The organism is Enterobacter sp. RHBSTW-00901 (assembly GCF_014103115.1).
GTDB lineage: Bacteria > Pseudomonadota > Gammaproteobacteria > Enterobacterales > Enterobacteriaceae > Enterobacter > Enterobacter cloacae_P.
Window position 1 is genome coordinate 845,446 of sequence record NZ_JABXPB010000001.1, and the last position, 26,372, is coordinate 871,817.

General features: G+C 56.5%; 21 protein-coding genes. 7 read left to right on the plus strand and 14 right to left on the minus strand.

Annotated features, from left to right (window positions below; all coding sequences use genetic code 11):
- Position 1 precedes the first annotated feature (1 nt).
- From HV318_RS04205 to nasR, 7 genes are all read right to left on the minus strand, one after another.
- On the minus strand, positions 2 to 1,408 hold the full coding sequence (locus tag HV318_RS04205; RefSeq protein WP_182274526.1) for a YchO/YchP family invasin: 1,407 nt from the start codon (positions 1,406 to 1,408) through the stop codon (positions 2 to 4).
- A 152-nt stretch (positions 1,409 to 1,560) separates the two neighbouring features.
- A complete protein-coding gene (locus HV318_RS04210) occupies positions 1,561 to 4,047 on the minus strand; it encodes a nitrate reductase (RefSeq protein ID WP_182271697.1) in 2,487 nt (828 codons plus the stop codon).
- Entirely contained in the window at positions 4,044 to 8,030 is a 3,987-nt protein-coding gene (gene nirB, locus HV318_RS04215) for a nitrite reductase large subunit NirB (protein WP_182271698.1), read from the minus strand. The genes HV318_RS04210 and nirB overlap by 4 nt, the downstream gene beginning before the upstream one ends.
- 13 nt (positions 8,031 to 8,043) lie before the next feature.
- On the minus strand, positions 8,044 to 8,832 hold the full coding sequence (locus HV318_RS04220; RefSeq protein WP_182271699.1) for an ABC transporter ATP-binding protein: 789 nt from the start codon (positions 8,830 to 8,832) through the stop codon (positions 8,044 to 8,046).
- A 9-nt stretch (positions 8,833 to 8,841) separates the two neighbouring features.
- The gene (gene ntrB, locus HV318_RS04225; RefSeq protein WP_182271700.1) at positions 8,842 to 9,723 is read right to left on the minus strand and encodes a nitrate ABC transporter permease; all 882 of its coding nucleotides are present in this window, start codon (positions 9,721 to 9,723) and stop codon (positions 8,842 to 8,844) included.
- Positions 9,724 to 9,725: 2 nt separating this feature from the next.
- On the minus strand, positions 9,726 to 10,973 hold the full coding sequence (locus tag HV318_RS04230) for a CmpA/NrtA family ABC transporter substrate-binding protein (RefSeq protein WP_182271701.1): 1,248 nt from the start codon (positions 10,971 to 10,973) through the stop codon (positions 9,726 to 9,728).
- A gap of 229 nt (positions 10,974 to 11,202) precedes the next feature.
- The gene (nasR, locus tag HV318_RS04235; RefSeq protein WP_182271702.1) at positions 11,203 to 12,387 is read right to left on the minus strand and encodes a nitrate regulatory protein NasR; all 1,185 of its coding nucleotides are present in this window, start codon (positions 12,385 to 12,387) and stop codon (positions 11,203 to 11,205) included.
- Positions 12,388 to 12,460: 73 nt separating this feature from the next.
- On the opposite strand from nasR, the gene HV318_RS04240 reads away from it, so the two are divergent.
- The 3 genes from HV318_RS04240 (at position 12,461) to HV318_RS04250 (ending at position 15,157) form a co-directional block, all read left to right on the plus strand.
- Positions 12,461 to 12,814, plus strand: coding sequence for a DsrE/DsrF/TusD sulfur relay family protein (locus tag HV318_RS04240; RefSeq protein ID WP_182271703.1), 354 nt, complete (start codon positions 12,461 to 12,463; stop codon positions 12,812 to 12,814).
- 106 nt (positions 12,815 to 12,920) lie between these two features.
- Positions 12,921 to 14,705 carry a methyl-accepting chemotaxis protein gene (locus HV318_RS04245; protein ID WP_182271704.1) on the plus strand — a complete coding sequence of 595 codons (1,785 nt, stop codon included), beginning with the start codon at positions 12,921 to 12,923 and terminating at the stop codon, positions 14,703 to 14,705.
- A gap of 212 nt (positions 14,706 to 14,917) precedes the next feature.
- Positions 14,918 to 15,157, plus strand: coding sequence for a DUF1883 domain-containing protein (locus tag HV318_RS04250; protein ID WP_182271705.1), 240 nt, complete (start codon positions 14,918 to 14,920; stop codon positions 15,155 to 15,157).
- Between the two features lie 42 nt (positions 15,158 to 15,199).
- Here HV318_RS04250 and HV318_RS04255 read toward each other — a convergent pair whose 3' ends face one another.
- Positions 15,200 to 15,895, minus strand: coding sequence for a gamma-glutamylcyclotransferase (locus tag HV318_RS04255; RefSeq protein WP_182271706.1), 696 nt, complete (start codon positions 15,893 to 15,895; stop codon positions 15,200 to 15,202).
- A gap of 490 nt (positions 15,896 to 16,385) precedes the next feature.
- On the opposite strand from HV318_RS04255, the gene chaA reads away from it, so the two are divergent.
- Both chaA and HV318_RS04265 read left to right on the plus strand, forming a co-directional pair.
- Positions 16,386 to 17,486, plus strand: coding sequence for a sodium-potassium/proton antiporter ChaA (gene chaA, locus HV318_RS04260; protein WP_182271707.1), 1,101 nt, complete (start codon positions 16,386 to 16,388; stop codon positions 17,484 to 17,486).
- 194 nt (positions 17,487 to 17,680) lie between these two features.
- On the plus strand, positions 17,681 to 18,823 hold the full coding sequence (locus tag HV318_RS04265; RefSeq protein ID WP_524537210.1) for an IS481 family transposase: 1,143 nt from the start codon (positions 17,681 to 17,683) through the stop codon (positions 18,821 to 18,823).
- A 481-nt stretch (positions 18,824 to 19,304) separates the two neighbouring features.
- Here the strand turns inward: HV318_RS04265 and kdsA are convergent, their stop codons facing one another.
- Genes kdsA through hemA form a run of 6 tightly spaced genes read right to left on the minus strand, consistent with a single transcriptional unit; the run spans position 19,305 to position 24,608 of the window.
- On the minus strand, positions 19,305 to 20,159 hold the full coding sequence (gene kdsA / locus HV318_RS04270) for a 3-deoxy-8-phosphooctulonate synthase (protein ID WP_182271709.1): 855 nt from the start codon (positions 20,157 to 20,159) through the stop codon (positions 19,305 to 19,307).
- A 36-nt stretch (positions 20,160 to 20,195) separates the two neighbouring features.
- Positions 20,196 to 21,005 carry an invasion regulator SirB1 gene (gene sirB1 / locus HV318_RS04275; RefSeq protein WP_182271710.1) on the minus strand — a complete coding sequence of 270 codons (810 nt, stop codon included), beginning with the start codon at positions 21,003 to 21,005 and terminating at the stop codon, positions 20,196 to 20,198.
- A 3-nt stretch (positions 21,006 to 21,008) separates the two neighbouring features.
- Positions 21,009 to 21,401, minus strand: coding sequence for an invasion regulator SirB2 (gene sirB2 / locus HV318_RS04280; protein WP_182271711.1), 393 nt, complete (start codon positions 21,399 to 21,401; stop codon positions 21,009 to 21,011).
- Entirely contained in the window at positions 21,398 to 22,228 is an 831-nt protein-coding gene (gene prmC, locus HV318_RS04285) for a peptide chain release factor N(5)-glutamine methyltransferase (protein ID WP_182271712.1), read from the minus strand. Before prmC ends, sirB2 begins: the two co-directional genes overlap by 4 nt.
- On the minus strand, positions 22,228 to 23,310 hold the full coding sequence (gene prfA / locus HV318_RS04290) for a peptide chain release factor 1 (protein ID WP_182271713.1): 1,083 nt from the start codon (positions 23,308 to 23,310) through the stop codon (positions 22,228 to 22,230). Before prfA ends, prmC begins: the two co-directional genes overlap by 1 nt.
- Before the next feature lie 41 nt (positions 23,311 to 23,351).
- Positions 23,352 to 24,608, minus strand: coding sequence for a glutamyl-tRNA reductase (gene hemA, locus HV318_RS04295; protein WP_182274527.1), 1,257 nt, complete (start codon positions 24,606 to 24,608; stop codon positions 23,352 to 23,354).
- Between the two features lie 201 nt (positions 24,609 to 24,809).
- On the opposite strand from hemA, the gene lolB reads away from it, so the two are divergent.
- Entirely contained in the window at positions 24,810 to 25,421 is a 612-nt protein-coding gene (gene lolB, locus HV318_RS04300) for a lipoprotein insertase outer membrane protein LolB (protein WP_182271714.1), read from the plus strand.
- The gene (gene ispE / locus HV318_RS04305) at positions 25,418 to 26,287 is read left to right on the plus strand and encodes a 4-(cytidine 5'-diphospho)-2-C-methyl-D-erythritol kinase (protein ID WP_182271715.1); all 870 of its coding nucleotides are present in this window, start codon (positions 25,418 to 25,420) and stop codon (positions 26,285 to 26,287) included. Before lolB ends, ispE begins: the two co-directional genes overlap by 4 nt.
- Positions 26,288 to 26,372: the final 85 nt, after the last annotated feature.

Genomic DNA, 26,372 nt, shown 5'->3' on the forward strand with positions numbered 1-26,372 from the left:
GTCACTCCTCCGGCAGCAGCTTCCACCGGGGATCGTCATTCGGTAATGCGATAAGCGGCTGCACCACCGTTAGCGTGATCTCATTGGAAGAGACACGCTGCCCATTTTCATCTTCCACTACCACTGACAGCCGCCAGCGGTTGCTTGCCCCCTCGCGGTCATCCCAGGCAGGCATAATGACGCTCCAGCCATCGCTTTTGGTACTGTTTGCCGGTGACGTCAGGCTCAGCGCCTGCGTATCCCCTTGCCAGTGAAGCTGACGAACACCGCGCGCGCTGCGTATCTGGAGCTTCAGCATTACGGTTTCACCCCCTTTCAGATCCCACGGCGGCGTTGCCAGATAAACCGACAGCGTTTTGCGCTGGCGAAACGCCATAACTGGTAAGCTATCCCGTTCCGGCGAATCATAGCGACTACCGCGAAGAGAACGCGTGGTGGCAACTTCGCTGGCTGAAAGTTGTTTAAAGAGCGGTACGCCAAAGCGATAGTTGAGTTTTAGCCCGAGGATATTCTGGCTGACCCCACTCTCCCCCTGCTTATGTGTAGCCGTCAGGGTGACCAGCGGAACCGGGGTATAATTAAGCCCCAGATTGACCGCCATCGGGTTGTGATTGCCCGTTCCACTGTTAAACAGGTCGACGTTGTCACCAAAATACTGCTCAAGGCTGATGCTGGTGTTCAGGTGATGGAACCACGGTAGCCAGGCTTTGGCCGTTACGTCATATCCACGCGCCATCCGCTGCTCCTGAATGTCGGAATGCTCGCGCCAGCCAGAAAACGGTTGATAGTAGTTGGCCGATAAATGCAGGTTTTCACCCCACGCTTCCGCTCCCAACCCGGCACGCTGAAGGTTTTCATCCAGCAGGTTGTCGTAAAACGTGTTGTAACCCAGCAGCCAGTTTCCGGTTATCCAGCGCTGCCCGACCCCGGCATGACTCACCAGCCCGTCCGTTTGTTGCGTCAGGCCAAGCTGACTCCAGCTCAAATACCGGTTGTTGTCGCGCCAGGGAATAAACCAGCGTCCGCTGCTGCCGTTAAATTTGCCATTTTCATCGACCAGTAAATCCGCGCTGGCATTACCCCAGGGGGAGAGCCACGATTCAATCTGCTGGTTTACCTCCCCGCTCACCGCATCACGCACCTGACCAAATGCGAACTGACGCGCCTGCTCTCCGGTGTTCAAACCATTATCGGTCATACTGGCTTCGCCAAACGCTTTTACCATCTCCGCCAGGTGTTTTTCCCTTTCAGCCGAAGGGTGGGCAAGGCCGAGATCCGGTAAACCGTCGCCATTGTTATCAAAGGGGTTTTTCGCCTGTTGCATAAAAGCATCCGGCGCACCGTGAACGGCTCCGGCCAAAAAAAGGAGGAGTAAAAACAGGGGGCGAAAGCGGGACGATACAACCATCAACGTCGGAAATAAGAACCTGTGTTTATGAAAATACGCTTAATACATTAACGCGATCGGGAGTGAATTACAGCCTTAACGGAAATTTCAGGAATATCCTGAAACTGACTATCGGATGGTACTTCATGTGGCGTAAGCGCCACCCGACGCCTTTATCCCCTCGACCCAATCAATGTCTTCAGCTCCGGTACACACGATCCGCAGTTCGTGCCACAGCGCAATGTTGCCCCCAGTGCCGCAGCGGAATCACACCCTCCGGCAATCGCCTCACGTATTGCATTTTCACCCACGCTAAAGCAGCTGCAGATGATCCGCCCCGGCTCCACGCGCGTCCCCGGGTTTTGCCCGTTCAGCAGCGCATGGCGTTCAGCAAGCTGCACGGGGGCGTTACGAAATGCCTCTTCTATAAACGTATGTGCCAGCGCCGGCAGTTCTGTACCTTCCCAGTAACCGAGCATCAGCTCACCCTGATGCCAGGCCAGTACGCTACTGCGTTCGCCGGTCTGGGCGATTTGCATCTGCCAGCCCCGGGCCGTGCAGTAGTTCATCACCCATTCCAGCAGCGGTTTATCACCTGCAATCGTCAGACGTGAGGCTTTGCGCCACCAGTAAACGGAAGACGGCAGTTCCGGCAGCGTGCGGGCGTAAAGTTCACCCTGCCAGCCGGGCTGCCAGGGCATGATCCTCACGGCCGTTTGTTTGCTTTCCGGCTGACCCGAGAGCGGATCGCAGCGCCCTTCCACCAGCGTATTCACTTTTCCCTGACGGGCGAAACACCCATTCCAGTGCATCGGTACAAACAACTCCCCCGCCCGCAGCCCATCGTTGATGCGAACCCTGGCAACCATCACCCCGCGCGGTGAGCTGATCCGCGCCAGCTGCCCGTCGTGCAGTGCAAACCGCGTGGCATCGGTAGCACAAATATCGACAAACGGCTCGGCGATATGTTGCATCAGTCTGGCAACGTACCCCGTGCGGGTCATGGTGTGCCATTGATCGCGAATGCGCCCGGTGTTTAACAGCAGAGGATAAAGTGCATCCACGGTAGCGGCGTGTGACGTCGGCTCAACGGGCACAATCTGCCGGCGCGGAAAATCCCCTGCCGACCACTGGTATGGCTCCAGAGCATCCCATTCATCGCGGGTGAGCGCAGCAAGTTCGCGCAGGTTCAACGCCCGCTCGCCGTTATTTTCAAATGCCGTAAGCGCCGCATGTTCGCAAAAAATCTCCTGCGGATGTGTCCAGGCAAACGCCTCGCCGTAGCCCAGCTGTTTCGCCACCTGAGCGATGACCCACCAGTCCGGTTTTGCCTCTCCCGGCGCAGGCAGGAAGGCACGCTGGCGTGAAATACGCCGTTCAGAGTTGGTCACCGTGCCGTTTTTCTCTCCCCAGCCCAGTACCGGGAAACGGATATGGGCAAACCGGCTGGTATCGGTTTCCTCCATCACCTCAGACACCATCACCAGTGGACAGCTCGCCAGCGCCTGACACACCGCGTGACTGTCCGGCAGCGACACGGCCGGGTTGGTGCCCATAATCCACACCGCTTTCACCTCACCACGGGCAATGGCATCAAACAGCTCTACCGCCATCAGCCCTGGCGTTTGCGCCAGCCGCGCAGTTCCCCAGAAACGTGCCACTCGCGAGAGATCGTCCGGTTCAAAGTTCATGTGTGCCGCCAGCTGATTCGCCAGGCCGCCCACTTCCCGCCCTCCCATCGCATTTGGCTGTCCGGTCAGCGAAAACGGACCACAGCCCTGTTTAGCAAATTTTCCGCTGGCAAGATGGACGTTGATGATGGCATTACACTTGTCGCTGCCGCTGGAGGACTGGTTGATCCCCATCGTATAGAGCGTGATGGCGCGCGGAGCAGTGAGAAACCAGTCGTAAAAAGTGCCAATCTCTTCCGGCGACAGGCCACAAAACTCCGCCACGCGGGCCATCGGCCACGCGTCAGTGCCCTGGATAACGTTAAGCAAACCGACAAACAGCCCGGCGTCACTGCCGGGTGTGAGCGCCAGATGCAGGTCAGCGATATCGCAGGTGGCGGTTTTGCGTGGGTCGATCACCACCACTTTCATCTCCGGATTAGCCTGCCGCGCCTGTACCAGCCGCTGATACAACACCGGGTGCGTCCATGCCGCATTCGACCCGACCAGCACCACCAGATCGCTGTTTTCCACATCGTCATAGCTGCACGGTACAATGTCTTCACCAAAGGCTCGCTTATAGCCCACCACTGCCGACGACATGCAGAGCCGCGAGTTGGTATCAATATTCGCCGCGCCGATAAACCCTTTCATCAGCTTGTTGGCGGCGTAATAGTCCTCGGTTAACAGCTGGCCAGACGCGTAAAACGCCACGGCCTGCGGCCCCCAGGTGTCGATGACCTCCCGCAGTCGTTCGCCTGCCGTACTCAGCGCGTCTCCCCACTCCACCTGATGACCGTCGACAACGGGACGCAATAAGCGCCCCTGCAGCCCGGTGGTTTCACCCAACGCCGAACCTTTTACGCAAAGCCGACCGCTATTTGCGGGGTGGTTTTCATCTCCCCGCACAGCGATCTTATCGTCCTCGACTCTGGCGACCACACCACAGCCCACCCCGCAGTAAGGGCACGTTGTTCGGGTTTCATTCATGATGCCTCCGCCCGCATCACCAGCGCATCGTTACCGACCCACACCTTGCCGTTCTCTATTTTCACCGGCCAGGCGCGCACCGCCGGTTCACCATTGTCGATCTGGCAACCATCACGCAGGCGAATGCGCTGTTTGTAGAGCGGGGAGATCACCACCGGCTCTCCTCCCGCATCACCGAGAATGCCGCGTGAAAGCACGTTTGCGTTGCTGCCAGGCTCCAGATCGTCAAGGGCATAGACAGACTTGCCAAAACGGAACAGTGCGATGTGTTTGCGTCCCAGCCGTGCGCCAATCCCCGCCTGCTCCGGAATATCATCGATGCCACAAATTTCCTGCCAGCGCTTGCTGTCATCCGTCGTGGTGCCGTTCACTGCGGTACGGAACAGCGCCAGCCGGTTTGGATCGTTAAGCGTGGTTTGCCATTCGCACTGATATGTCTCCACCACCCGGGCCATCTCCTGCTCAAGTTCGTGGGCAATACCCAGGCTATCGTTGAGGATCACCTCACGCAGGTAGTCGAGTCCCCCTTCCAGGTTGTCCATCCAGGTGCTGGTGCGTTGCAGGCGATCCGCCGTGCGGACATAGAACATCAGGAAACGATCGACGGTACGGATCAACGTTTCGTCATCCAGATCGCTGGCAAACAGATCCGCATGGCGCGGTTTCATGCCGCCGTTGCCGCACAGATAGAGGTTCCACCCCTTGTCCGTGGCAATAACGCCAACGTCTTTACTCTGCGCTTCGGCGCATTCACGGGTACAGCCGGACACCGCCATTTTGATTTTATGCGGAGAACGCAGGCCTTTATAACGATGCTCCAGCTTCACCGCGAGGCCGGTGGAATCCTGTACACCGTAACGACACCAGGTCGAGCCGACGCAGGATTTCACCGTACGCAGCGACTTACCGTACGCATGCCCGGTTTCAAACCCGGCCTCCACCAGCGCCTGCCAGATCTCCGGCAGTTGGTCGAGCGTGGCACCAAACAGGTCAATACGCTGCCCACCGGTGATTTTGCTGTACAGGTTATAGCGTTTCGCGATCTGGCCGATGGCGATCAGCCCGTCGGCAGTCACTTCCCCCGCAGGCATGCGCGGCACAATGGAATAGGTTCCGTCCTTCTGGATATTGGCAAAATAGCGGTCGTTGGTGTCCTGCAGCGGCAGATGCGCCGGTTTGAGCAGATACTCATTCCAGCAGGACGCCAGCACCGACCCCACCAGCGGCTTACAAATTTCGCACCCGTGCCCCTGCCCGTAGCGGCTAATCAGCTGCTCAAAAGTGTGGATATGGTTGACGCGCACCAGGTGGTAAATCTCCTGGCGTGAGTACGGGAAGTGTTCACAGATATCCTTTTTCACCTCCACGCCCTGCTCAGCAAGCTGGAATTCCATCACCTGTTTTACCAGCGCACTGCACCCCCCGCAGCCGGTTGCCGCTTTGGTACACTGCTTGATGGCCCCGATATCCGTCGCACCGGCACTCACTGCCTGGCAGATATCGCCTTTACTGACGTTATGGCAGGAGCAGATCTGCGCACTTTCCGGCAACGCCGCCACGCCGAGCACTTTTGGCGCACTGCCGGAGAGCGCGGGTAAAATCAGCGTTTCTGGCTCTTTTAGCAGACTGATACCGTTGAGCATCATCTGCACCAGTGTGGCGTATTCACTGGCATCGCCCACCAGCACACCGCCTAACAGGGTTTTGCTGTCATGGCTGACCACAATTTTTTTGTAGATTTGCTGTGGGCCGTGCGTCCACTGGTAGCTTAATGCGCCTGGCGTACGGCCATGCGCATCGCCAAACGAGGCCACATCCACCCCGAGCAGTTTCAGTTTGGTGCTCATATCGGCTCCGGCGAATGATTTCTCCTCACCCGCCAGGGCCGCGGCGGCAACGCGAGCCATCTGGTAGCCAGGCGCAACCAGACCAAAAATTTTGCCCTCCCAGAGCGCACACTCTCCGATGGCAAAGACGTCTTTATCGGAAGTCTGGCAGTGCGTATCAATGCAGATCCCGCCTCGCTCGCCAGTGAGCAAACCGCTGCTACGGGCCAGCGCATCCTGCGGACGAATCCCCGCTGAGAAGACCACCATATCGGTTTCCAGCTGCTCACCCCCGGCAAAGCGTAATACCAGCCCGTCGTCCGTTGAGGCGATTTCGGTGGTGGCTTTACTGGTGTGAACCCCTACGCCCAGCGCCTCGATTTTTTTACGCAACATTGAAGCGCCATCGTTGTCGAGCTGCACCGCCATCAGGTTGGGGGCAAACTCCACCACATGCGTTTCCAGCCCCAGCTGCTTCAGAGCGTTTGCCGCTTCCAGCCCGAGCAGACCGCCGCCGATCACCACCCCACGACGGGCACCTTCAGCATGCGCAGCAATGTTGTCGAGATCGTCCAGCGTACGGTAGACAAAACAGCCCGGGAGATCGTTGCCCGGCACGGGGGGAACGAACGGATACGATCCGGTTGCCAGCACCAGTTTGTCCCAGTGGGTTTCATGCCCGCTGGCCGTGCGCACCACATGAGCCTCACGATCGATAGCAACCACCTGCTGCGACAGGCGCAGCTCAATGCCGTTATCAGCAAAGAAATCCCCGGCCACCAGCGAGAGTGATTCCGCGCTACGCCCGCCAAAATACTCAGACAGATGGACGCGGTCATAGGCGGCGTAACGTTCCTCGCCAAAAACGACAATCTGGTATTGCTGGTGCAAATTGCGGCTAACGCAATCTTCAAGAAAATGATGGCCGACCATACCGTGTCCAACCACCACCAGAGTAGGTTTTGTCATAGCTTTCTGTCCTGCAACCTGCGGTTGCGTTGTGAAACGATCGAACAGCCAGTCCGCGTGAGCAGGAGCTGCCGTTGCCAGTAAATCGGTAAAGGTTGCCGCGCTACGGCAATCCCCCATCAGCAGCACGCCAGCCAGCACGCCGCGATGGATCAATAAACGACGGTAGTGGCGCGTCAGTGGGTCCCATGAGCTCCAGACCACATCGTCGGGCTGCGCGGTGGCACGCCCGAGGCTGAACAACGCCATGCCGGTCACCTTGAGCCGCATCCCGCTGTCGTTGAGCGCAAAGGGTGCAGTCTTCTCCCCGGTCAGTCGGGCCGCGAGGATATCCGCCTGAGCCAGGCAAGGGGCGACGAGGCCAAACGTCTGGCCGTCAATTTCGCAGCATTCACCAATAGCGCTAATATTCGGTGCGGAGGTCTGCATCTGCGGATCCACCACAATGCCGCGCGCGCAGTGAACGCCGCTGGCTTTTGCCAGGGTGATGCAGGGCTGCACGCCGGTGGCGAGCACCACGCGCGTGGCGTGAAGCTGACGCCCGTTCAGCAATGTCACCGAATCGGCCGTCACGGCAGTGATGCCTGACGACAGTTCACAGCGAACACCGCGCTCCGCCAGCGCCTCTTCAAGCAGCACACCCGCCTGCTGATCCAGCTGTTGCTCCATCAACCACGCACCACGATGCACAATGGTGACGTTGTCACAAGTCAGGGCAAGCGCCGCTGCCGTTTCAACGCCCAGAACACCACCGCCCAACACCACTGCCGGACCTGACCTGTCGAGAATGGCGCGGGTATCCGCAAGCGTGCGAAAGGTCAGCACGTGCGGCGCATCACCTCCGGGTATTGGCGGCACAACGGGTATTGACCCGGTGGCAAAGACCAGTTCATCCCACAACAGCGTCTGGCTTGGGGTGTGAACTGTCCGCGCCGCCACATCCACAGCGGTGACCTTTTCCCCTCTCAGCACCGTGACGCCGCGTTCGCGATACCAGTTGTCATCCTGCAGACGGATCGTTGCCGCCTGTTTTTCACCACCGAGAACCGGAGAGAGCTGAATACGGTTGTAAGCATGCTCCTGCTCTTCACCGATGACGGTGATGGCGAAACGACCGGGCGCACGTTCGGTCAGCGAGGCAATCAGCCGCGTTGCTGCCATTCCATTACCGATAATCACCAGTCGCATCGTGGCCTCCTCGTTACGCCGCTTTGGGCTGTTTTTCATAGAGGAAATGGAGGATTTGCTGACGCATATGGTGATAGCGGCTGTCTTCCGCCAGCTGTACCCGGTTGCGCGGGCGTGGCAGGTCAACGTGCAGGATCTCTCCCACGGTTGCCGCCGGGCCGTTGGTCATCATCAGCACGCGGTCAGAAAGCAGGACCGCCTCATCCACATCGTGGGTGATAAGCACAATGGTGGTGTTCAACGTCTGCTGGATTTGCATCACCGAGTCCTGCAGATGAGCACGCGTGAGTGCATCCAGCGCCCCGAAAGGTTCATCCATCAGTAACACTTTCGGCTTCATCGCCAGCGCACGGGCGATGCCAACACGCTGTTTCATCCCCCCGGAAATCTCCCCCGGACGTTTATGCAGGGCATGCCCCATCTGCACTCGTTCAAGATTGTGTTCAATCCACTCCCGGCGTTCAGCCTTGCTCATGGTGCGACGAAACACCTGATCCACCGCCAGTGCGACGTTGTCGAAACAGGTCAGCCACGGCAGCAAAGAGTGGTTCTGGAACACCACCGCACGCTCTGGTCCAGGGCCTGCAATTTCGCGGTTATCGCAAATCAGCCCGCCTTCTGTCGGTAAGGTGATCCCGGCGATAAGGTTCAGCAGCGTCGACTTACCGCAGCCGGAGTGGCCAATCAGGCTCACGGTTTCACCTTCGTGAATATCAAAAGAGACGTTTTGCAGCGCCAGAAACTCCCCGCTGGCAGTGGAAAAACGCTGGCTCACGGCCTGTACCTGAATTAACGGTTTCATAGTCACTCCTTATTTTTCCTGCCAGCTAAAGCGACGGGCGATCAGCATCAATCCCTGCTCCAGCAGCAACCCGACCACGCCAATAATGACGATGGCGATGAGAATGTTTTCGACGTTGAGGTTGTTCCACTCATTCCAGATCCAGAAACCGATCCCTAACCCCCCGGTCAGCATCTCGGCGGCAACAATCACCAGCCAGGCAATGCCGATGGACAGGCGTACCCCGGTCAGTACCGCCGGAAGAACCGCCGGAAAGAGGATGCGACGCATAACCGTCCACTCAGAGAGTTGCAGCACACGGGCAACATTGAGGTAATCCTGTGGAATACGACGCACCCCTTCGGCGGTGTTGATCACCATTGGCCAGATCGAGCAGATGAAAATCGTCCAGCTCGATGCCGGTTCCGCTTTCTGGAACAACAGCAGGCCAATGGGCAGCCATGCCAGCGGGCTGACCGGGCGTAACAGGGCGATCAACGGGCCAAACATGCGGGAGAAAAAGGTGAAGCGACCAATCAGAAAACCCAGCGGAATACCTGCCAGCGCCGCCAGACCAAAGCCCACCGCCACGCGCTGCAGTGAGGCGAGTACGTTCCAGCCGATGCCCATATCATTTGGCCCGTCGCGGTAAAACGGGTCGGCAAACAGGGTTAAGGCGGAATCCAGCGTGCTGAGCGGAGTCGGGAAGCCTTTACTGTTAATCGCCGCCAGTTGCCACAGCAACACCAGTAACCCCAGGCCGAGAAACGCCGGAATGATGCGCTGTAAAACGTCATTAAGACGGCGCGTAAACGCTGGCGCACGACGGCGAACCTGTACCGGTGGCAGGCTAATCACCTCCCCACTCACCGGCGTTTTCTCTTTGGATGTCGTACGTTGCAGATGCTGCATAATCAGGCCCCTTTACGGTGAATAGCGAAGCGGTTGGCGTATCCTTCCGGATCGGTGCCGTTCCAGACGGTACCGTCCATCAGGGTGCTGCTGCGATACGGTGACGACGGCGCGGCAATACCACCCACTGCCGTGGCGGCATCCTGCCAGACTGACGTCTGGTTAATGCGTTGTGCGATTGCCGCGTAGTCTGGCGCGGTTTTGAGCAAGCCCCAGCGACGAAACTGGGTTAAGAACCACATGCCGTCGGAGTGATACGGATAGCTGACGGCACCGTCGTTGAAGAAGCGGATCGGATGCGCATCCTGCCAGCGTTGACCAATCCCGTTGTCGTACTCGCCGAGCATCCGCCCGGTGAGATACTGCTCTTTGGTGTTCAGCCACGCCCGGCGAGAAAGGAGCTGCGCAGTTTCACGTTTGTTTTCCGGGGAGGCATCGATCCAGCGGGCGGCATCCAGCACCGCGCTGACCAGAGCCCGCGCGGTATGCGGATTTTTCTCTACCCAGTCACGACGCGTACCGAGAATTTTTTCCGGATGATCCGCCCAGACAGACTGGGACGTTGCAGCAGTGAACCCGATACGATCGTTAATGGCGCGTGCATTCCACGGCTCGCCGACGCAAAAACCGACCATGTTGCCAATGCGCATGTTCATCACCATTTGCGGGGGCGGAACCACCACGGTACGGATGTCGTCGAACGGATTAATGCCCGCGCTGGCCAGCCAGTAGTAGAGCCACATGGCGTGCGTCCCTGTCGGGAAGGTGTGCGCAAAGGTGTACGTCCCTGGAGCCTGTTGTCCGATCAGCTTTTTCAGCCCGTCGGGATCGCGAACCCCCTTCTCCGCCAGGTCACCTGAGAGCGTAATTGCCTGACCGTTCTGGTTGAGCGTCATCAGGTTCGCCATTGGCTGCGGCTTACCCGCAATGCCCAGTTCCAGCCCGTATAACAGGCCGTAAAGAATGTGTGCAGCATCCAGTTCACCGGCCACCAGTTTGTCGCGTACTGCCGCCCAGCTCGCCTCTTTCGTCGGTACAATGGTAATGCCGTATTTTTTATCGAACCCTTTCAGCGCCGCGATCGCCACCGGGGCGCAATCGGTCAGCGGGATAAACCCGATACGCACTGTCTCCAGCTCCGGTTTATCCGACCCTGCCGCCCACGCAGCCTGCATGACACCCGGTAACAACATTGCGCCACCCGCCAGCATGCTGGCCTGCAAAAACCGCCGTCTCGACACATCCGCCATGACCCACTCCTGAAAAAAAGACAAAAAAAAGCGCCCGACGGTGCCGGAGCACCGCTGGACGCCTTTATCCCGAAGACGCATGCACCGCCGTTGGCGCATCGTCAAAAATGGTTAATTTGTTAATGCAAAGGGAATGCCAGTTTTTAACCCGCGGTTTTGCTGGTGGTTGCCAGAACGGGCACGCGTTGACGCACCTCAATCAGGCACAAAATGCCCACAACTTGTGCAACTACTCCTTTGGTGTTACCTGCCACAACGTCTTCACGGTAAGCAAAGCGCGGGCGATATCCACCATGCGTTGATTCTTGTCCATCGCCATTTTACGCAGGGCAGTCCACGCCTGCTCTTCGCTCATACTCTGGTGCATCATCAGCACGCTTTTGGCTTTATCAATGGTTTTGCGCTCCTCGAGCGTATCGCGCAAAGAAGCAAGCTGGCGGGAGAGTTGCTCTATTTCGCGCGCCTGCTGGCGAACCAGGGGTAGCAAGGGTTTATCCGGGTAATGCACAAGGGGATCGTCGTGCTCATCGGCCGGTACCGTAATGTCGTCGTCACTCTGGATGCGCTCATCCACTGCGATCATCAGATCGGCAATCGCCATCTCCTCCAGCGTGCGCAGGTGCTCAAGACGTGTCGTTTGCAGGGAAAACCAGTTCAGCGCGGTGTCACCGTTATCCGCGGCAGGCTGGCGGGTACAGGCCACGCGTCTGAGCTGTTCGATCTCACGCTCTGGCAGGCAGTTGAGGGAGAATGTGTTCTGCACGTCGGCATGACTGTGCGACAAAAAAACCTCAAAACAGGCCTGCTGACCGTCAATGCGGTCAACCAGTCTCTGGCGGGTGTCATCATTAAAATTCCCCAGCGTGAAACCGATGGCACCCAGCGCCCGCTCTTGTCCCACCAGTTCTTTGCCCTGCATCAGGCTATAGAGCGCGACAAAACGGCCTGCAATTTGCGGATCGTCAATGCTGTCATTGAGCTGTGGCACGATACTGAGCAGATGGCGAAGCATGCGACAGTAGTGCTCCATCGCCTGCGGTGACGTGATGGTTTGCTTATTCACCCCGTCACGCAGGGCAGGCAGTATTTCCAGGCTGAGCAGTGCGCTGGCGATACGTTCGCAGACGGCACTGCCTGGCATTGGGGTGTGCTTTTCAAGCATGTCATAAAGCGCGGCGAGATTTTCATCCACCAGACCCCGGCTGGCTTTGCATTCAGGCGCGTACAGCTTACCCTGTGAGCAGAGCCAGACGTTAGATGCCCCACGCTCGCACTGTAGCATATGCACCAGCCGACTGATGCCGCTCACCAGCACACCCAGCTGTGCCAGTTTGCTGAGCTGTTCCCGGCGCATCACTCTTGCGCGCTGGAACCATTCGGTTGCACCTGGCGTACTGCCAGCCATTAATGTCATGCTTACTCTCCCGGATAGCGAATCTCCGGAGAAATAAGCAATATTCGTGCCTTATCAAAGAACAGGAGTCAACATGCAGAAGATTGTGATCGTCGCCAACGGCGCGGCCTACGGCAGCGAATCCCTTTTTAACAGCCTGCGTCTGGCAATCGCACTGCGCGAACGGGAGAGCAACCTGGCGCTACGTCTCTTTTTAATGTCGGATGCCGTCACCGCCGGGCTGAAGGGGCAAAAACCCGCAGAAGGGTACAATATTCAGCAAATGCTGGAGATCCTGACTGCGCAAAATGTACCGGTCAAACTGTGTAAGACCTGCACCGACGGGCGCGGCATTACCGGGCTACCGTTGATTGAGGGGGTTGAAATTGGAACCCTCGTCGAGCTGGCAGAGTGGACGCTGGACGCCGATAAAGTATTAACATTTTAATAATAAATCCGAAAAAATATTATTTTCTTATGGACGCGGTTTCAGCATCAAGTTTACCTGCCAGGTTGCCGATAGGCATGAAAACAACACAGCAGGTATTTTACTTATGTTCAGATCCATTCGTGCACGCATCATTGCCGCGACGACAGGTTGTCTGGTCGTCGCGCTTCTTCTCAATACCGTTATAAACTTCCAGGTCACGCGCCAGGATAACCAGCAATCACAGCGTGATATTCTGAACAGCACCAGTGCCAGCCATAACATGGCGATTGCGGACTGGGTACACAGCAAAATGACGGTGATCGCCTCGGCGCAGACTGTTGCGCTGAGTGACGACCCGGTTCCGGTGTTTAAACAACTCGCCCAGGCGGGTGGGTTTACTAACGTTTATGTTGGCTATACCAGCAAAACGGCGAAATTCTCCGATCCCGCCGGTGTTCCTGCGGATTACGACCCTACCATTCGACCATGGTATCAGCAGGTAGTCAGCGCTGACGCCCCCGTCGTGACAGCGCCTTACGTTGATGCAGGCACCGGGAAACTGGTGGTGACCTTTGCCGTGCCGGTGAAAGAAAACGGCTCACTGAAAGCGGTCGTCGCCGGTGACGTAGCAATGGACAGCGTGGTGGCTAACGTGCGCGGGATCCATCCTACTCCGGCCAGCAGCGGCTTGCTCCTTGACAGCGATGGCACCGTCATTGCCGCGAACGATCCGGCCCTGACCCTGAAACCCTTTGGCGAAACCATCAAAGACACCGATTTTGCGGCCCTGAAAAGCGGTAACCCGGTTGATGGGTCGCTCAACGGTGTCGAAAAAACCTTCATCGCGACGGCGGTTCCGGGTACCCACTGGATGTTGATCGTGGCGCTCGACAACAGCGATGCCACCTCCGGCATGCGCTCGCTGCTGAAAGCGTCAGCACTGTCGCTGGTGATCCTGGCACTGTTGAGCGGTGCAATTGTTCACTTCCTGATTGCCCGCCTGCTCAAACGGTTGTCCGATATCCGCGACGCGATGAACAACATTGCTAACGGAACTAACGACCTGTCACAGCGTCTGCCAGATAACGGCGAGGATGAAGTGGCGCAAATCGCACATGCATTTAACGCCTTCAGCGATAAGCTCTCGGTGGTAATGGTTCAGCTGCGAGATGCCAGCGCATCGGTGAAAAACGCCGCACAGGAAATTGCCGCCGGTAACCAGGATCTCTCCGGGCGTACCGAGCAGGCCGCCTCCAGTCTGCGTGAAACCGCCAGCGCCGTCGAAGAGATCACCGCTTCGGTGACCCAGTCGAATGAGTCTGCGGCAGAAGCCAACGATCAGGCAAGCAAGGCCTCTGCGGCCGCCTCACGCGGTGGCGAAGTGGTATCTCAGGCCATCAGCACCATGCAGTCTATCGAAGTGGCGTCAGCGAAAATTGGCGATATTACCAGTGTAATTGACGGCATTGCTTTCCAGACCAACATTCTGGCACTGAACGCCTCGGTGGAAGCGGCCCGTGCCGGGGAACAAGGCCGTGGGTTTGCGGTGGTTGCGGGTGAAGTGCGTAACCTGGCCAGCCGCAGTGCTCAGGCGGCAAAAGAGATCAAAACGCTGATCGACTCCACCACCAACAGCGTGGCAACCGGCTCTCGCTACGTTCACCTGGCAGGGGAAAGCATGAATGAGATCCGCTCCAGCATCGGTAGCGTTTCGGGCATCATGCGTGAGATTTCCATTGCCACCAGCGAGCAGATGAAAGGTATTCACGAGATTAACCATGCAGTTACCCATCTCGACAGGATGGTACAACAGAATGCTGAGCTGGTGGTGCAATCCGCCGCTGCAGCCAGCGCCCTGCAAAGCCAGGCGGGTGACCTTGCTGAAACAGCCGGACATTTCCGCATTTAATTTTCTTCTGACGCGCGTTAGCCTGGTGAAACGCGCGTCAGCTGAAAGCTTTCAGGTGTTTTGTCATTTTTGTTTAAATGTTATGCCATTTTTTGATCAAAATCAGCATCCCACCCCCTCCCCTTTGGTGTTATGCAGTGAGTGAATTGTGAACAACATCACGCTCGGAATGGGTTGCAGGGAGAGCGTTGTTTAAGACGACGGGGTAAAAAATGGCACTGGTTAAAACAAGTTTGAAACTGTTTGGCGGGGATACAATAGTGGTTCGTTGCTCAGAGCGCTGCCGTATTCATCTGATGAGTTCAAAAGCGCAGCGGCAATCGCAGGCAGACATTCTGACCGTACAGGATGACAAAGCGTGGCTTACTGTGCCGTATACCGGCACATGGGATGTTCTGATTGACAGCCACAGCCAGTCGCTGGAGCATTCAGTCAGCTACGTTGCGGCATAATACACGAACGCCCGGTCTGCTCTCTTGCAGCCGGGCGTATTGTCAGGCAAAACCCGGGTGCAGCGGGTTATTCAGCACATTTCCTTCCAGCAGCGCTTTCACCTTCACCACCAGCTCATTCAGACAATCATCCTTCATGCCAAGGCGCGTCAGCTCCTGATCGAGGGAAAAAAGATACTGTGCATTGGTACCCAATGGCCCACTGGCGGCAGCAATTAACGGAGCAATCACCTGCGTACGGGTATCCGCTTCATACAGCGGATGGCGCGGATCCATAATAAACACCAGCGCATTGACGGTGCGACCGTCGTCAAGCTCCAGCTTGCACCAGCTTGGCATATAGCAGCCGGTGATCATCTCGCGCTTCCACAACAGCATCAGCTCATCTGCCAGAGTGGCATCCGGCAGGCGGTATGCCACGCCCGTGGTGCGTCCACCCTCTTTCAGGGCAAGCATCCGTCCAGGCTGACAAGCACTCCCGCGTCCGGCGGTCAGGCGCAAACAAAATGCGCGGTGCCAGCCAGGGAGCGTACCTGTTGCTGATTCAATAAATTCCAGAGCCGGGTTCCACATCAGCGAACCGTAGCCAAAAATCCATACCGGGCCATCATCCGGGCGACATGCCAGCGTAGCAGCGAGCGATGCTGCACGTTGTTCAGCCGACCAGAGAAGCGATTCCTCAATAGCACCAAATGCCGTCTTACAATCTGCCTTCATTAAGAAATCACGCGTTAACACTTTACACCTCCGCCACTGCATGCTTCCTTGCGACATCTGTAATTCGCCTTCCCGGCATTATGTGCTGGTCATTTTGCCAGCAGTTAATTAACGATAAGCAATTCACAGGCCAGTTGCAATACAACGGAAGTTCAACCGCCTGAAAAGTCAAAACAAAGGCAGCTAATTATTTCATGGCGGGAAGCTCATTTGGCACGTTATCTGGTAACGTATACTTCATTTTATATAGTATCACTACGTCCTGTTTTCACTACTGAATAGCGCTTTTCTGTCGCTAATAAAGATTAAAATTATGAATTATTACAATCATTAATTGACTGTTATTTAATGTTTATTCATAAAAGAGTCGCTATTATGTCACTCTGAATGGCAATGTCCTTATCAAGGTAAAATTAAGTAAAAATTAAAGGGAATTTAACAGAGTTCTGTTAGTTTAACGCCCTCAAAATTCTATCTATAATTACAAGCACCTGCATTGATGGAGAAGCACATGACAGCAACACACGAGGCGGTAAAGACCCGCCACAAGGAGACGTCTCTCATTTTCCCGGTTCTGGCGCTGGCGGTGCTGCTCTTCTGGGGAAGCAGTCAGTCACTGCCAGTGGTGGTTGGTATCAATATTCTCGCGTTGGTGGGGATCTTAAGCAGTGCCTTTAGCGTGGTACGCCATGCCGACGTCTTAGCCCACCGTCTGGGCGAGCCATATGGCTCATTAATTTTAAGTCTTTCCGTTGTTATTCTCGAAGTCAGCCTGATTTCCGCGCTAATGGCAACCGGGGATGCTGCCCCCACGCTAATGCGCGACACGCTCTATTCCATCATTATGATTGTAACGGGCGGTCTGGTGGGTTTCTCTCTGTTATTAGGTGGCCGTAAATTTGCCACTCAATATATGAACCTGTTTGGCATTAAACAGTATCTTATCGCCCTGTTCCCGCTGGCCATTATCGTGCTGGTCTTCCCGATGGCACTGCCTGGCGCGAACTTCACTACCGGGCAGGCCTTACTGGTGGCGCTGATTTCTGCGGCTATGTATGGCGTATTCCTGCTTATTCAGACCAAAACGCACCAGAGCCTGTTTGTATACGAGCATGAAGATGATAGCGACGACGACGATCCGCACCACGGTAAGCCGTCCGCTCACAGCAGCCTATGGCACACCGTTTGGCTCCTTGTGCATCTGATTGCGGTTATCGCCGTGACCAAGATGAACGCGAACCCGCTGGAGACACTGCTAACTGAGCTGAATGCTCCGGTGGCGTTTACCGGTTTCCTGGTGGCGCTGCTCATTCTCTCCCCTGAAGGGCTGGGGGCGCTGAAGGCGGTGCTGAGCAATCAGGTGCAGCGTGCAATGAACCTGTTCTTCGGCTCCGTGCTGGCGACTATCTCACTCACCGTTCCGGTGGTGACGCTGATTGCCTTTATGACCGGCAACGCGTTGCAGTTTGCGCTGGGCGCGCCAGAGATGATTGTGATGGTAGCGTCGCTGGTGCTGTGCCATATCTCTTTCTCAACCGGACGCACAAACGTGCTGAACGGTGCGGCACATATGGCGCTGTTTGTGGCGTATCTGATGACAATATTTGCGTAGTTTTCATCCGCTGCGGCCTGATGCCCTCACCCAACCCTCTCCCACAGGGTTGAGGGATCCCCACAAATTACAGGTTGGCACAGAATACCCCCTCTCCCTTGAGGGTGTACGGTCCGGGGACATAGTGAACACTTGTTCGGGGACATGGTAGACACTTACAACTAAGGCATAAGAACCCGTTTATGGAGTCACTTATGCCCTGGGATGCGAGAGATACCATGTCATTACGTACCGGGTTTGTTTTGTTTGCCTCGCAGGACGGGGCGAACATCCGTTCCCTGTGCCGTCACTACGGCATTTCGCCTGCCACTGGCTATAAGTGGCTTCAGCGCTGGGCTCAGGAAGGCGCATCCGGCCTTCTGGACCGGCCCCGTATACCTCATCATTCCCCGAACCGCTCATCTGATGACATCACTGCTCTGCTGCGCATGGCACATGACCGTCATGAACGCTGGGGCGCACGCAAGATTAAGCGCTGGCTGGAAGACCTGGGGCACTGCATGCCCGCTTTCAGCACCGTCCATAACCTGATGGCCCGCCACGGTCTGCTGCCGGGCGTTTCACCGGGCATTCCGGCCTCAGGGCGGTTCGAACATGATGCGCCCAATCGCCTCTGGCAGATGGATTTTAAGGGACACTTTCCCTTTGGTGGTGGCCGCTGTCATCCGCTCACCCTGCTGGATGACCACTCCCGCTTTTCCCTGTGCCTGGCACACTGCACCGATGAACGGCGTGAGACCGTACAGCAGCAGCTGGTCAGCGTGTTTGAACGCTACGGTCTGCCGGACAGGATGACGATGGATAACGGAGCGCCGTGGGGCGACACCACCGGCATCTGGACGGCACTGGAGCTGTGGCTGATGCGCCTGGGTATCCGGGTGGGGCACTCCCGGCCATATCATCCGCAGACACAGGGCAAGCTGGAGCGTTTTCACCGCAGCCTGAAGGCGGAAGTGTTGCAGGGGAAGTGGTTCGCGGACAGCGGTGAACTGCAGCGTGCATTTGAACACTGGCGCACCGTCTATAACCTTGAACGACCGCACGAGGCGCTGGGTATGAACGTTCCGGCCTCCCGGTATCAGCCGTCCGCACGGCAGTACAACGGCAACACAATCCCACCGGAATACGATGAGGGGGTGATGGTCAGGAAAGTCGATATCAGCGGGAAGCTGAGCGTGAAAGGAGTCAGTCTGAGCGCAGGCAAGGCGTTCAGGGGGGAACGGGTAGGGCTGAGGGAAACACAGGAAGACGGCTGTTATGACGTGTGGTGGTACAGCACGAAAGTGGGGGTGATCGACCTGAAGAAAAAGTCGATCACCATAGGTAAAGGATGTTAAAAAGTGTTCACCATGTCCCCGAACACCTGTCTACCATGTCCCCGGACCGTACAGAGGGAGAGGGCTGGGGTGAGGGGGAACATAAAGCAGTAGTGGTTATTCCGTTCACTTTATGTTGATTGCTACTCTGTAACGACGATACAGGTGAACGTGCCAGGGCGGTTCACCGCCACCGCCCTGGCAACCCGGGCTCCCGGCAGGAAAATCGCCGCTGCGCGGTACCCTCAGCTTATTCCTTCAGGCTTCGGGTCGGGCATTAGCCTGCATCCCTGCAGGCAATGCCCTCTCGGCGCATCCCTGCGCCTCGCCCCGGCCTTCAGGAAACGCTTCGGCGATTTTCAGCCGGACCATGGAGTCGCTATAAGTCTTATATTTCAATGAAATAGTTTAATTGCTTAAGAAGAACAAAATTACTGGGGAACCCTCAGCCCACAGGGAGAGGGAGAAAACATAAAAAAACCCGCCGAAGCGGGTTTTTTTATTAGTTGCTGGTATCCAGCTCGTCGAAGCTTTTCACCAGATCGTCAATTGCTTTGATCTGTTTCAGGAACGGCTCCAGCTTGTCCAGCGGCAGCGCCGATGGGCCATCGCATTTCGCGTGAGCCGGATCCGGGTGCGCTTCAATGAACAGACCTGCCAGGCCGGTTGCCATACCGGCGCGCGCCAGTTCCGTTACCTGCGCACGACGGCCACCAGACGCTGCACCAAACGGGTCGCGGCACTGCAGGGCGTGGGTCACATCGAAGATCACCGGAGACTGGTTGGACACGTTCTTCATCACGCTGAAACCCAGCATATCCACAACCAGGTTGTCATAACCGAAGTTTGAACCACGGTCACACAGAATAACCTTGTCGTTACCCCCTTCGATAAACTTATCGACGATGTTACCCATCTGGCCAGGGCTTACGAACTGTGGTTTTTTCACGTTGATCACGGCACCGGTTTTCGCCATTGCGGCAACCAGGTCGGTCTGGCGAGCCAGGAACGCAGGAAGCTGGATCACATCTACCACGTCAGCCACTGGCTGCGCCTGCGCAGCTTCATGCACGTCGGTGATCACTTTCACGCCAAAGGTCTGTTTCAGCTCCTGGAAAATCTTCATTCCCTCTTCCAGGCCCGGGCCACGGTAAGAGTTGATAGAGGAGCGGTTGGCTTTGTCAAAAGAGGCTTTAAACACGTACGGAATGCCCAGTTTCTGGGTCACGGTCACGTAGTGCTCGCAAATGCGCATCGCAAGATCACGTGATTCCAGCACGTTCATGCCGCCAAACAGCACGAACGGCAGGTCGTTTGCCACGTTGATGTCACCAATGCTAACCACTTTTTGTTTCATAGGATCGCCTTATTCAGGTGTGAATCGGAATTAAGATTAATGCAGTGTAATTTGTTTGTGCGAGATCGCGTTGATCTGCGCGCGGATCATTTCGCTGATCGGGTCTTCCGGGCATTGCTCCACAAAATAGCTCAAATCATTCAGCGCCACATGCTCACAATCGAGCTGGGCATAGATAAGGCCACGATCGCGGATTTCGTACGGATCTTCCGGATTAAACTGCAGCAGCACTTCACTGGCACGCAGCGCCAGCTCCATCTGCCGCTCTTCCATCAGCGCAGACTTCAGCGTATCCAGCAGCTTGCGGATAACCTCTGAGTTATCGGCTTCGTCGAGATCTTCGTTGAAGAGTTCGGCCACCGGGCTGATATTACCTTTCAGCCACACGTCCAGCGTATGTTCATCCAGCGTGTCGCCATTAAATGGATTGATTAACCACATCTCGCCGTCCAGCCACTCCGCCCGCAGGATCATCTGCGTCGGGAAGATGACCGGCACCAGCGGGATATCCAGACGGTGTGCGACCCACAGCAAAATAGAACCCAGCGCCACAGCGCTGCCCTGACGATTTTTTAAGACCTGGTCCAGCCATAATGCGTCAGACAGGCGATACACGCCACGCGTGTCGCAGAAACCCCATTCGCCGTAGAAAAGCTCAATAAGCTTCTCTAATTGCCAGTCCTGCGGGTGCGCCTGATTGATCTCTTCACGCGCCAGACTGACCAGATTTTCCAGCTCCGCGTAGACGTACTGCGACGTAAAATCGTCGCGGATCATCTCCGAAATCAGGATCATTCCATCGCAGAGCGGCACTTTGTTAAATTCGAAATCGGCTAAGGACTTCATGACTTACCCCAGTAACGGTATTCTTGTGGTGGCGAGTTTAATGATGATGTACAGCACCACCAGACCCAGCAGAAAGGCAATAAACCCGGTCTGCTGGCTGCGCGGACGACGACGCCCAAGCGCGATAAAACCCAAAACGATGTAGATGATAACGCCAAACAGCTTTTCAGTCAGCCATGTACCTTTATCAGTAAAAGGCAGATAGCCCGTCTTCCACATTAACCCGGCTCCAGAGAGAAACAGCACCGTGTCGATACAGTGTGGTGCAATTCGCACCCAGCGGAGGTCAATCAGTGGATTATTGCTGTAGCGCCACCAGTACCGCACGATGAAAAAACCGATGGTCATCGCAACGGCGAGCAGGTGAACAGTTATCAGCACGGTAAACAGACTCATGACCACTGCCCCAGCGTCAGACGGTCATTGCCGCCGTAATCGCGGCAGGTTTCTACCGCGGCGTACCCTGCTTGCGTAAACAGAGCACGGACAGCTTCTCCTTGCGTCCAGCCATGTTCCACCAGCAGCCAGCCACCGGGAAGCAAATGTTGTCGTGACGTTGTCACAATGTGATCAAGATCGGCTAAACCTTCGTTGGCCGCAACCAGTGCCGTCAGCGGCTCAAAGCGAACATCTCCCTGCGCGAGGTGCGGGTCGTGTTCGTCAATGTAGGGAGGATTACTGACAATCATCTCAAACGCGCGGTTCTCAAGTGCGCTGAACCAGCTGCTTTGCAGCACCGTCACATTGCGGAATCCGAGGTGTTCGACATTTCGCTGTGCCAGTGCCACTGCGTCAGGCATCACGTCAACCGCCGTCACGTCGCAGTCCGGGCGTTCGCTGGCAAGCGCCAGCGCAATCGCGCCAGTACCGGTACCGAGATCGAGAATACGACAGTGGTTTGCCGGTAAACGCGCCAGCGCCTGCTCCACCAGACACTCGGTGTCCGGCCGGGGGATCAAGGTGGCGGGTGAGACAAACAGCGGCAATGACCAGAATTCACGCTCACCAACCAGATGCGCCACCGGCTCACCGGTTTTACGCCGGGCAAGCAGCGCGGTAAGTTGTGTTTCCTGTTCAGCAGTCAGCACCGTCTCGCCGAAGGCAAGCAGGTAAGTACGGGTTTTCCCCGTCACATACTCCAGCAAAATTTCAGCGTCGCGTTTAGGGCTTTCACTTTCAGAAAGCGCACTGGCGGCATGGCGTAACCAGTGTTGAAAATCCATTATTCCTGCTCGGACAATGCCGCCAGCTGGTCGGCCTGATATTCCTGCACGATAGGCTCAATCAGCATATCGAGTTTACCTTCCATCGTTTCATCCAGACGGTATAACGTCAGGTTGATGCGGTGGTCGGTCACGCGCCCCTGCGGGAAGTTATAGGTGCGGTTACGATCGCTACGATCGCCACTGCCCAGCAGGTTACGACGGGTAGACGCTTCCGCCTGCTGGCGTTTTGCCACTTCGGCGGCACGAATACGCGCCCCGAGCACGGAGAGGGCTTTGGCTTTGTTTTTGTGCTGGGAACGTTCGTCCTGGCACTCAACCACGATGCCGGTTGGCAGGTGGGTAATACGGATTGCGGAGTCGGTGGTGTTAACGTGCTGACCACCCGCCCCTGAGGAACGGAAGGTGTCAATGCGCAGATCCGCCGGATTGATGTCCGGCAGTTCCGCTTCCGGCAGCTCAGGCATGACCGCCACCGTACAGGCGGAAGTGTGGATACGTCCCTGTGATTCGGTAGCCGGAACGCGCTGTACGCGGTGACCACCGGATTCAAACTTCAGACGGCCGTACACGCCGTCGCCGCTGATCTTGGCAATCACCTCTTTGAAACCGCCATGCTCGCCTTCGTTGGCACTCATGATTTCCACGCGCCAGCGACGCGCTTCCGCGTAACGGCTGTACATGCGGAACAGGTCACCCGCAAACAGCGCCGCTTCGTCACCGCCGGTACCGGCGCGGACTTCCACGAAGGCGTTACGTTCATCGTCCGGATCTTTTGGCAGCAGGAGCACCTGGAGCTGTTGCTCCATCTCTTCTGAACGCGTTTTCGCGTCCAGCAGCTCTTCCTGCGCCATTTCACGCATTTCAGGGTCGTCGAGCATCATCTGCGCGGTTTCAATATCCTCCTGGACCTGTCGCCAGTCGGTAAAGCATTTTGCAACATCACTTAACTGCGCGTACTCACGCGACAGTGCGCGAAAACGTTCCTGGTCTGCAATAGTCCCGGCATCACCGAGCAGCGCCTGTACTTCTTCATGGCGCTCATGCAGAGCTTCCAGTTTGGCGACGATAGAAGGCTTCATAGGCGTAAATGCACCTTGTAATAGAAAATGGGTATAGCGCGCTATTCCAGCCCGAGGCTGTTGCGCAGAATAGTCAGGCGTTCATCGTCCCCGTCCCGGGCAGCCTGCTGGAGAGATTTGGTTGGTGCATGGATCAGGCGATTGGTCAGTTTCCAGGCCAGATCCTGCAGAATGGCTTGTGCGTCGCCGCCCTGTTCAAGGGCCGCCAGCGCTTTGGCAGTCAGGTCATCACGCACCTGCTCCGCCTGCCCGCGGTAATCGCGGATAGTCTCGCTGACGCTTTGCGCGCGCAGCCAGGCCATAAATTCGCTGGTTTCCTGCTCAACGATGGTTTCCGCCTGAACCGCCGCCGCTTTACGCTGGGCAAGGTTGTGCGAAATGATGCTTTGCAGGTCATCCACGCTGTAAAGATAGGCGTTAGCCAGTTTGCCGACTTCAGGCTCGACATCACGCGGGACGGCAATATCCACCAGCAGCATCGGCTGATTACGACGGGACTTCAGCGCTCGTTCCACCATCCCTTTGCCAATAATGGGCAGCGGGCTGGCAGTTGAACTGATAATAATATCCGCCTCTTTCAGGCGTTCATCGATGTCGCTCAGCGCAACCACCTCTGCGCCGACTTCGTCCGCCAGCACCTGCGCACGTTCGCGGGTACGGTTAGCGATAATCATCTTTTTCACCTTGTGCTCGCGCAGATGGCGCGCCACAAGCTCGATGGTTTCGCCTGCGCCAACCAGCAACACGGTGACAGTCGACAAGGATTCAAAGATTTGACGCGCGAGGGTACAGGCCGCGAAAGCAACAGAAACCGCACTGGCACCAATGTCGGTTTCGGTTCGCACACGCTTTGCCACAGAGAAAGACTTCTGGAACATACGCTCCAGTTCGCTGGCTTTCAGGTGTCCTTTTTGTGAATCTGCAAACGCCTTCTTCACCTGACCGAGAATTTGTGGTTCGCCCAGCACCAGTGAATCCAGCCCGCTGGCCACCCGCATCAGATGGCTGACCGCATCGTTGTCCTGATGCCAGTACAGACTGGTGCGCAGCTCTTCTTCATTGAGATTGTGGTAGTCACATAACCAGCGGATAAGCGCTTCATGCAGGTTGTCCTGCTCTTCCACGCTTAAGTAAAGCTCGGTACGGTTGCACGTCGAGAGTACCACGCCGCCCTGCACCATCGGCTGTGCAAGCAGGCTATCCAGCGCCAGGTCGAGCGTATCCGGCGAAAACGTTACGCGTTCTCGCAGCGAAACCGGGGCTGTTTTGTGGTTAATACCGAGTGCTAATAGGGTCATGTTGAGCGGGAGTAGTACCAGCGTTAATAAGGTTAGCAAGATGCATCATACAGGATGCGCGAGATCAATAAAAGAGACTGCACCCTTTCGGAGTAATAGGTTATACAACGCTTTGAGATAATTTGAACGTAGACGGTGGCACCCTTCAACGCTAGCATTAACAGTTATAACTGCAACGTATCTCAAGGATTTGTCATCATTATGACCCGACTGATTCGCCTGCTGCCTCTGGCGGCGCTGGTTCTGACCGCGTGTTCAATCACCCCACCCAAAGGTCCAGGTAAAAGTCCTGACTCGCCGCAGTGGCGTCAGCACCAGCAAGATGTGCGCAATTTAAGTCAGTATCAGACCCGTGGTGCCTTTGCTTATCTGTCTGACGAGCAAAAAGTGTATGCGCGATTCTTCTGGCAGCAAACGGGTCAGGACAACTACCGTCTGCTGCTGTTAAACCCGCTGGGCAGCACCGAGCTGGAGCTTGTCGCCAAACCAGGTGAAGCGCAGGTAACCGATAACAAAGGCCAGCACTACACGGCCACCGATGCCGAAGAGATGATTGGCAAGCTGACCGGTATGCCAATCCCGCTGAACAGTTTGCGCCAGTGGATCCTTGGCCTGCCGGGTGAGGCGACCGACTACACCCTCGACGATCAGTACCGTCTGAGCCAGGTGAACTACGCTCAGAACGGCAAAACCTGGAAAGTGGTGTACAACGCCTATGACAGCAACAGTAAACCGTCGCTGCCATCCAATATGGAGCTGACGCAGGGCAGCCAGCGCATCAAGCTGAAAATGGACAACTGGATCGTTAAATGATGACCCACTGGCCCTCTCCTGCAAAACTGAACCTGTTTTTATACATCACCGGGCAGCGTGCTGACGGTTACCACACCCTGCAGACGCTATTTCAGTTTGTCGATTATGGCGACACCATCTCCATTGAGCTGCGCGATGACGGCCAGATTTGCCTGCTGACGCCCGTTGAAGGTGTCGCGCACGAAGACAATCTGATCGTTCGCGCCGCGCGACTGCTGATGAAAGCGGCAGCCGACACGGGTCGGTTACCTGCGGGGAGCGGCGCGGATATCCGCATTGAGAAGCGTCTGCCGATGGGCGGTGGTCTGGGTGGTGGTTCGTCGAACGCGGCCACCGTGCTGGTTGCGCTGAACCATCTCTGGGGCTGCGGGTTGTCGAAAGACGAGCTGGCGGCCTTAGGGTTAACGCTGGGTGCTGATGTGCCGGTGTTTGTGCGCGGCCATGCCGCTTTCGCGGAAGGGATTGGCGAAATCCTCTCCCCGGTTGAACCGCCGGAAAAATGGTATCTGGTTGCCCACCCGGGTGTCAGCATTCCGACCCCGGTTATCTTCAAAGATCCTGACCTGCCACGAAATACTCCGGTGCGGTCAATAGAAACGTTATTAAATTGTGAATTCAGCAACGATTGCGAGGATATCGCAAGAAAACGTTTTCGCGAGGTTGATGCGGTGCTTTCCTGGCTGTTAGAATACGCGCCGTCGCGCCTGACTGGTACAGGGGCCTGTGTCTTTGCTGAATTTGACACCGAATCCGCCGCTCGTCAGGTGCTTGAGCAAGCGCCGGTTTGGCTGCATGGTTTTGTAGCACGCGGGATGAACACCTCCCCACTACAGCACGCCATTCTGGCGCAGACTGAGTTTCGGTGACAACGTCACCCTGTTCCAGACGTTGCATCGCGCTCATTAATACACCGCCTGGATAGTTTTCGCCTGGCCCGCACAGTTTTTGGCG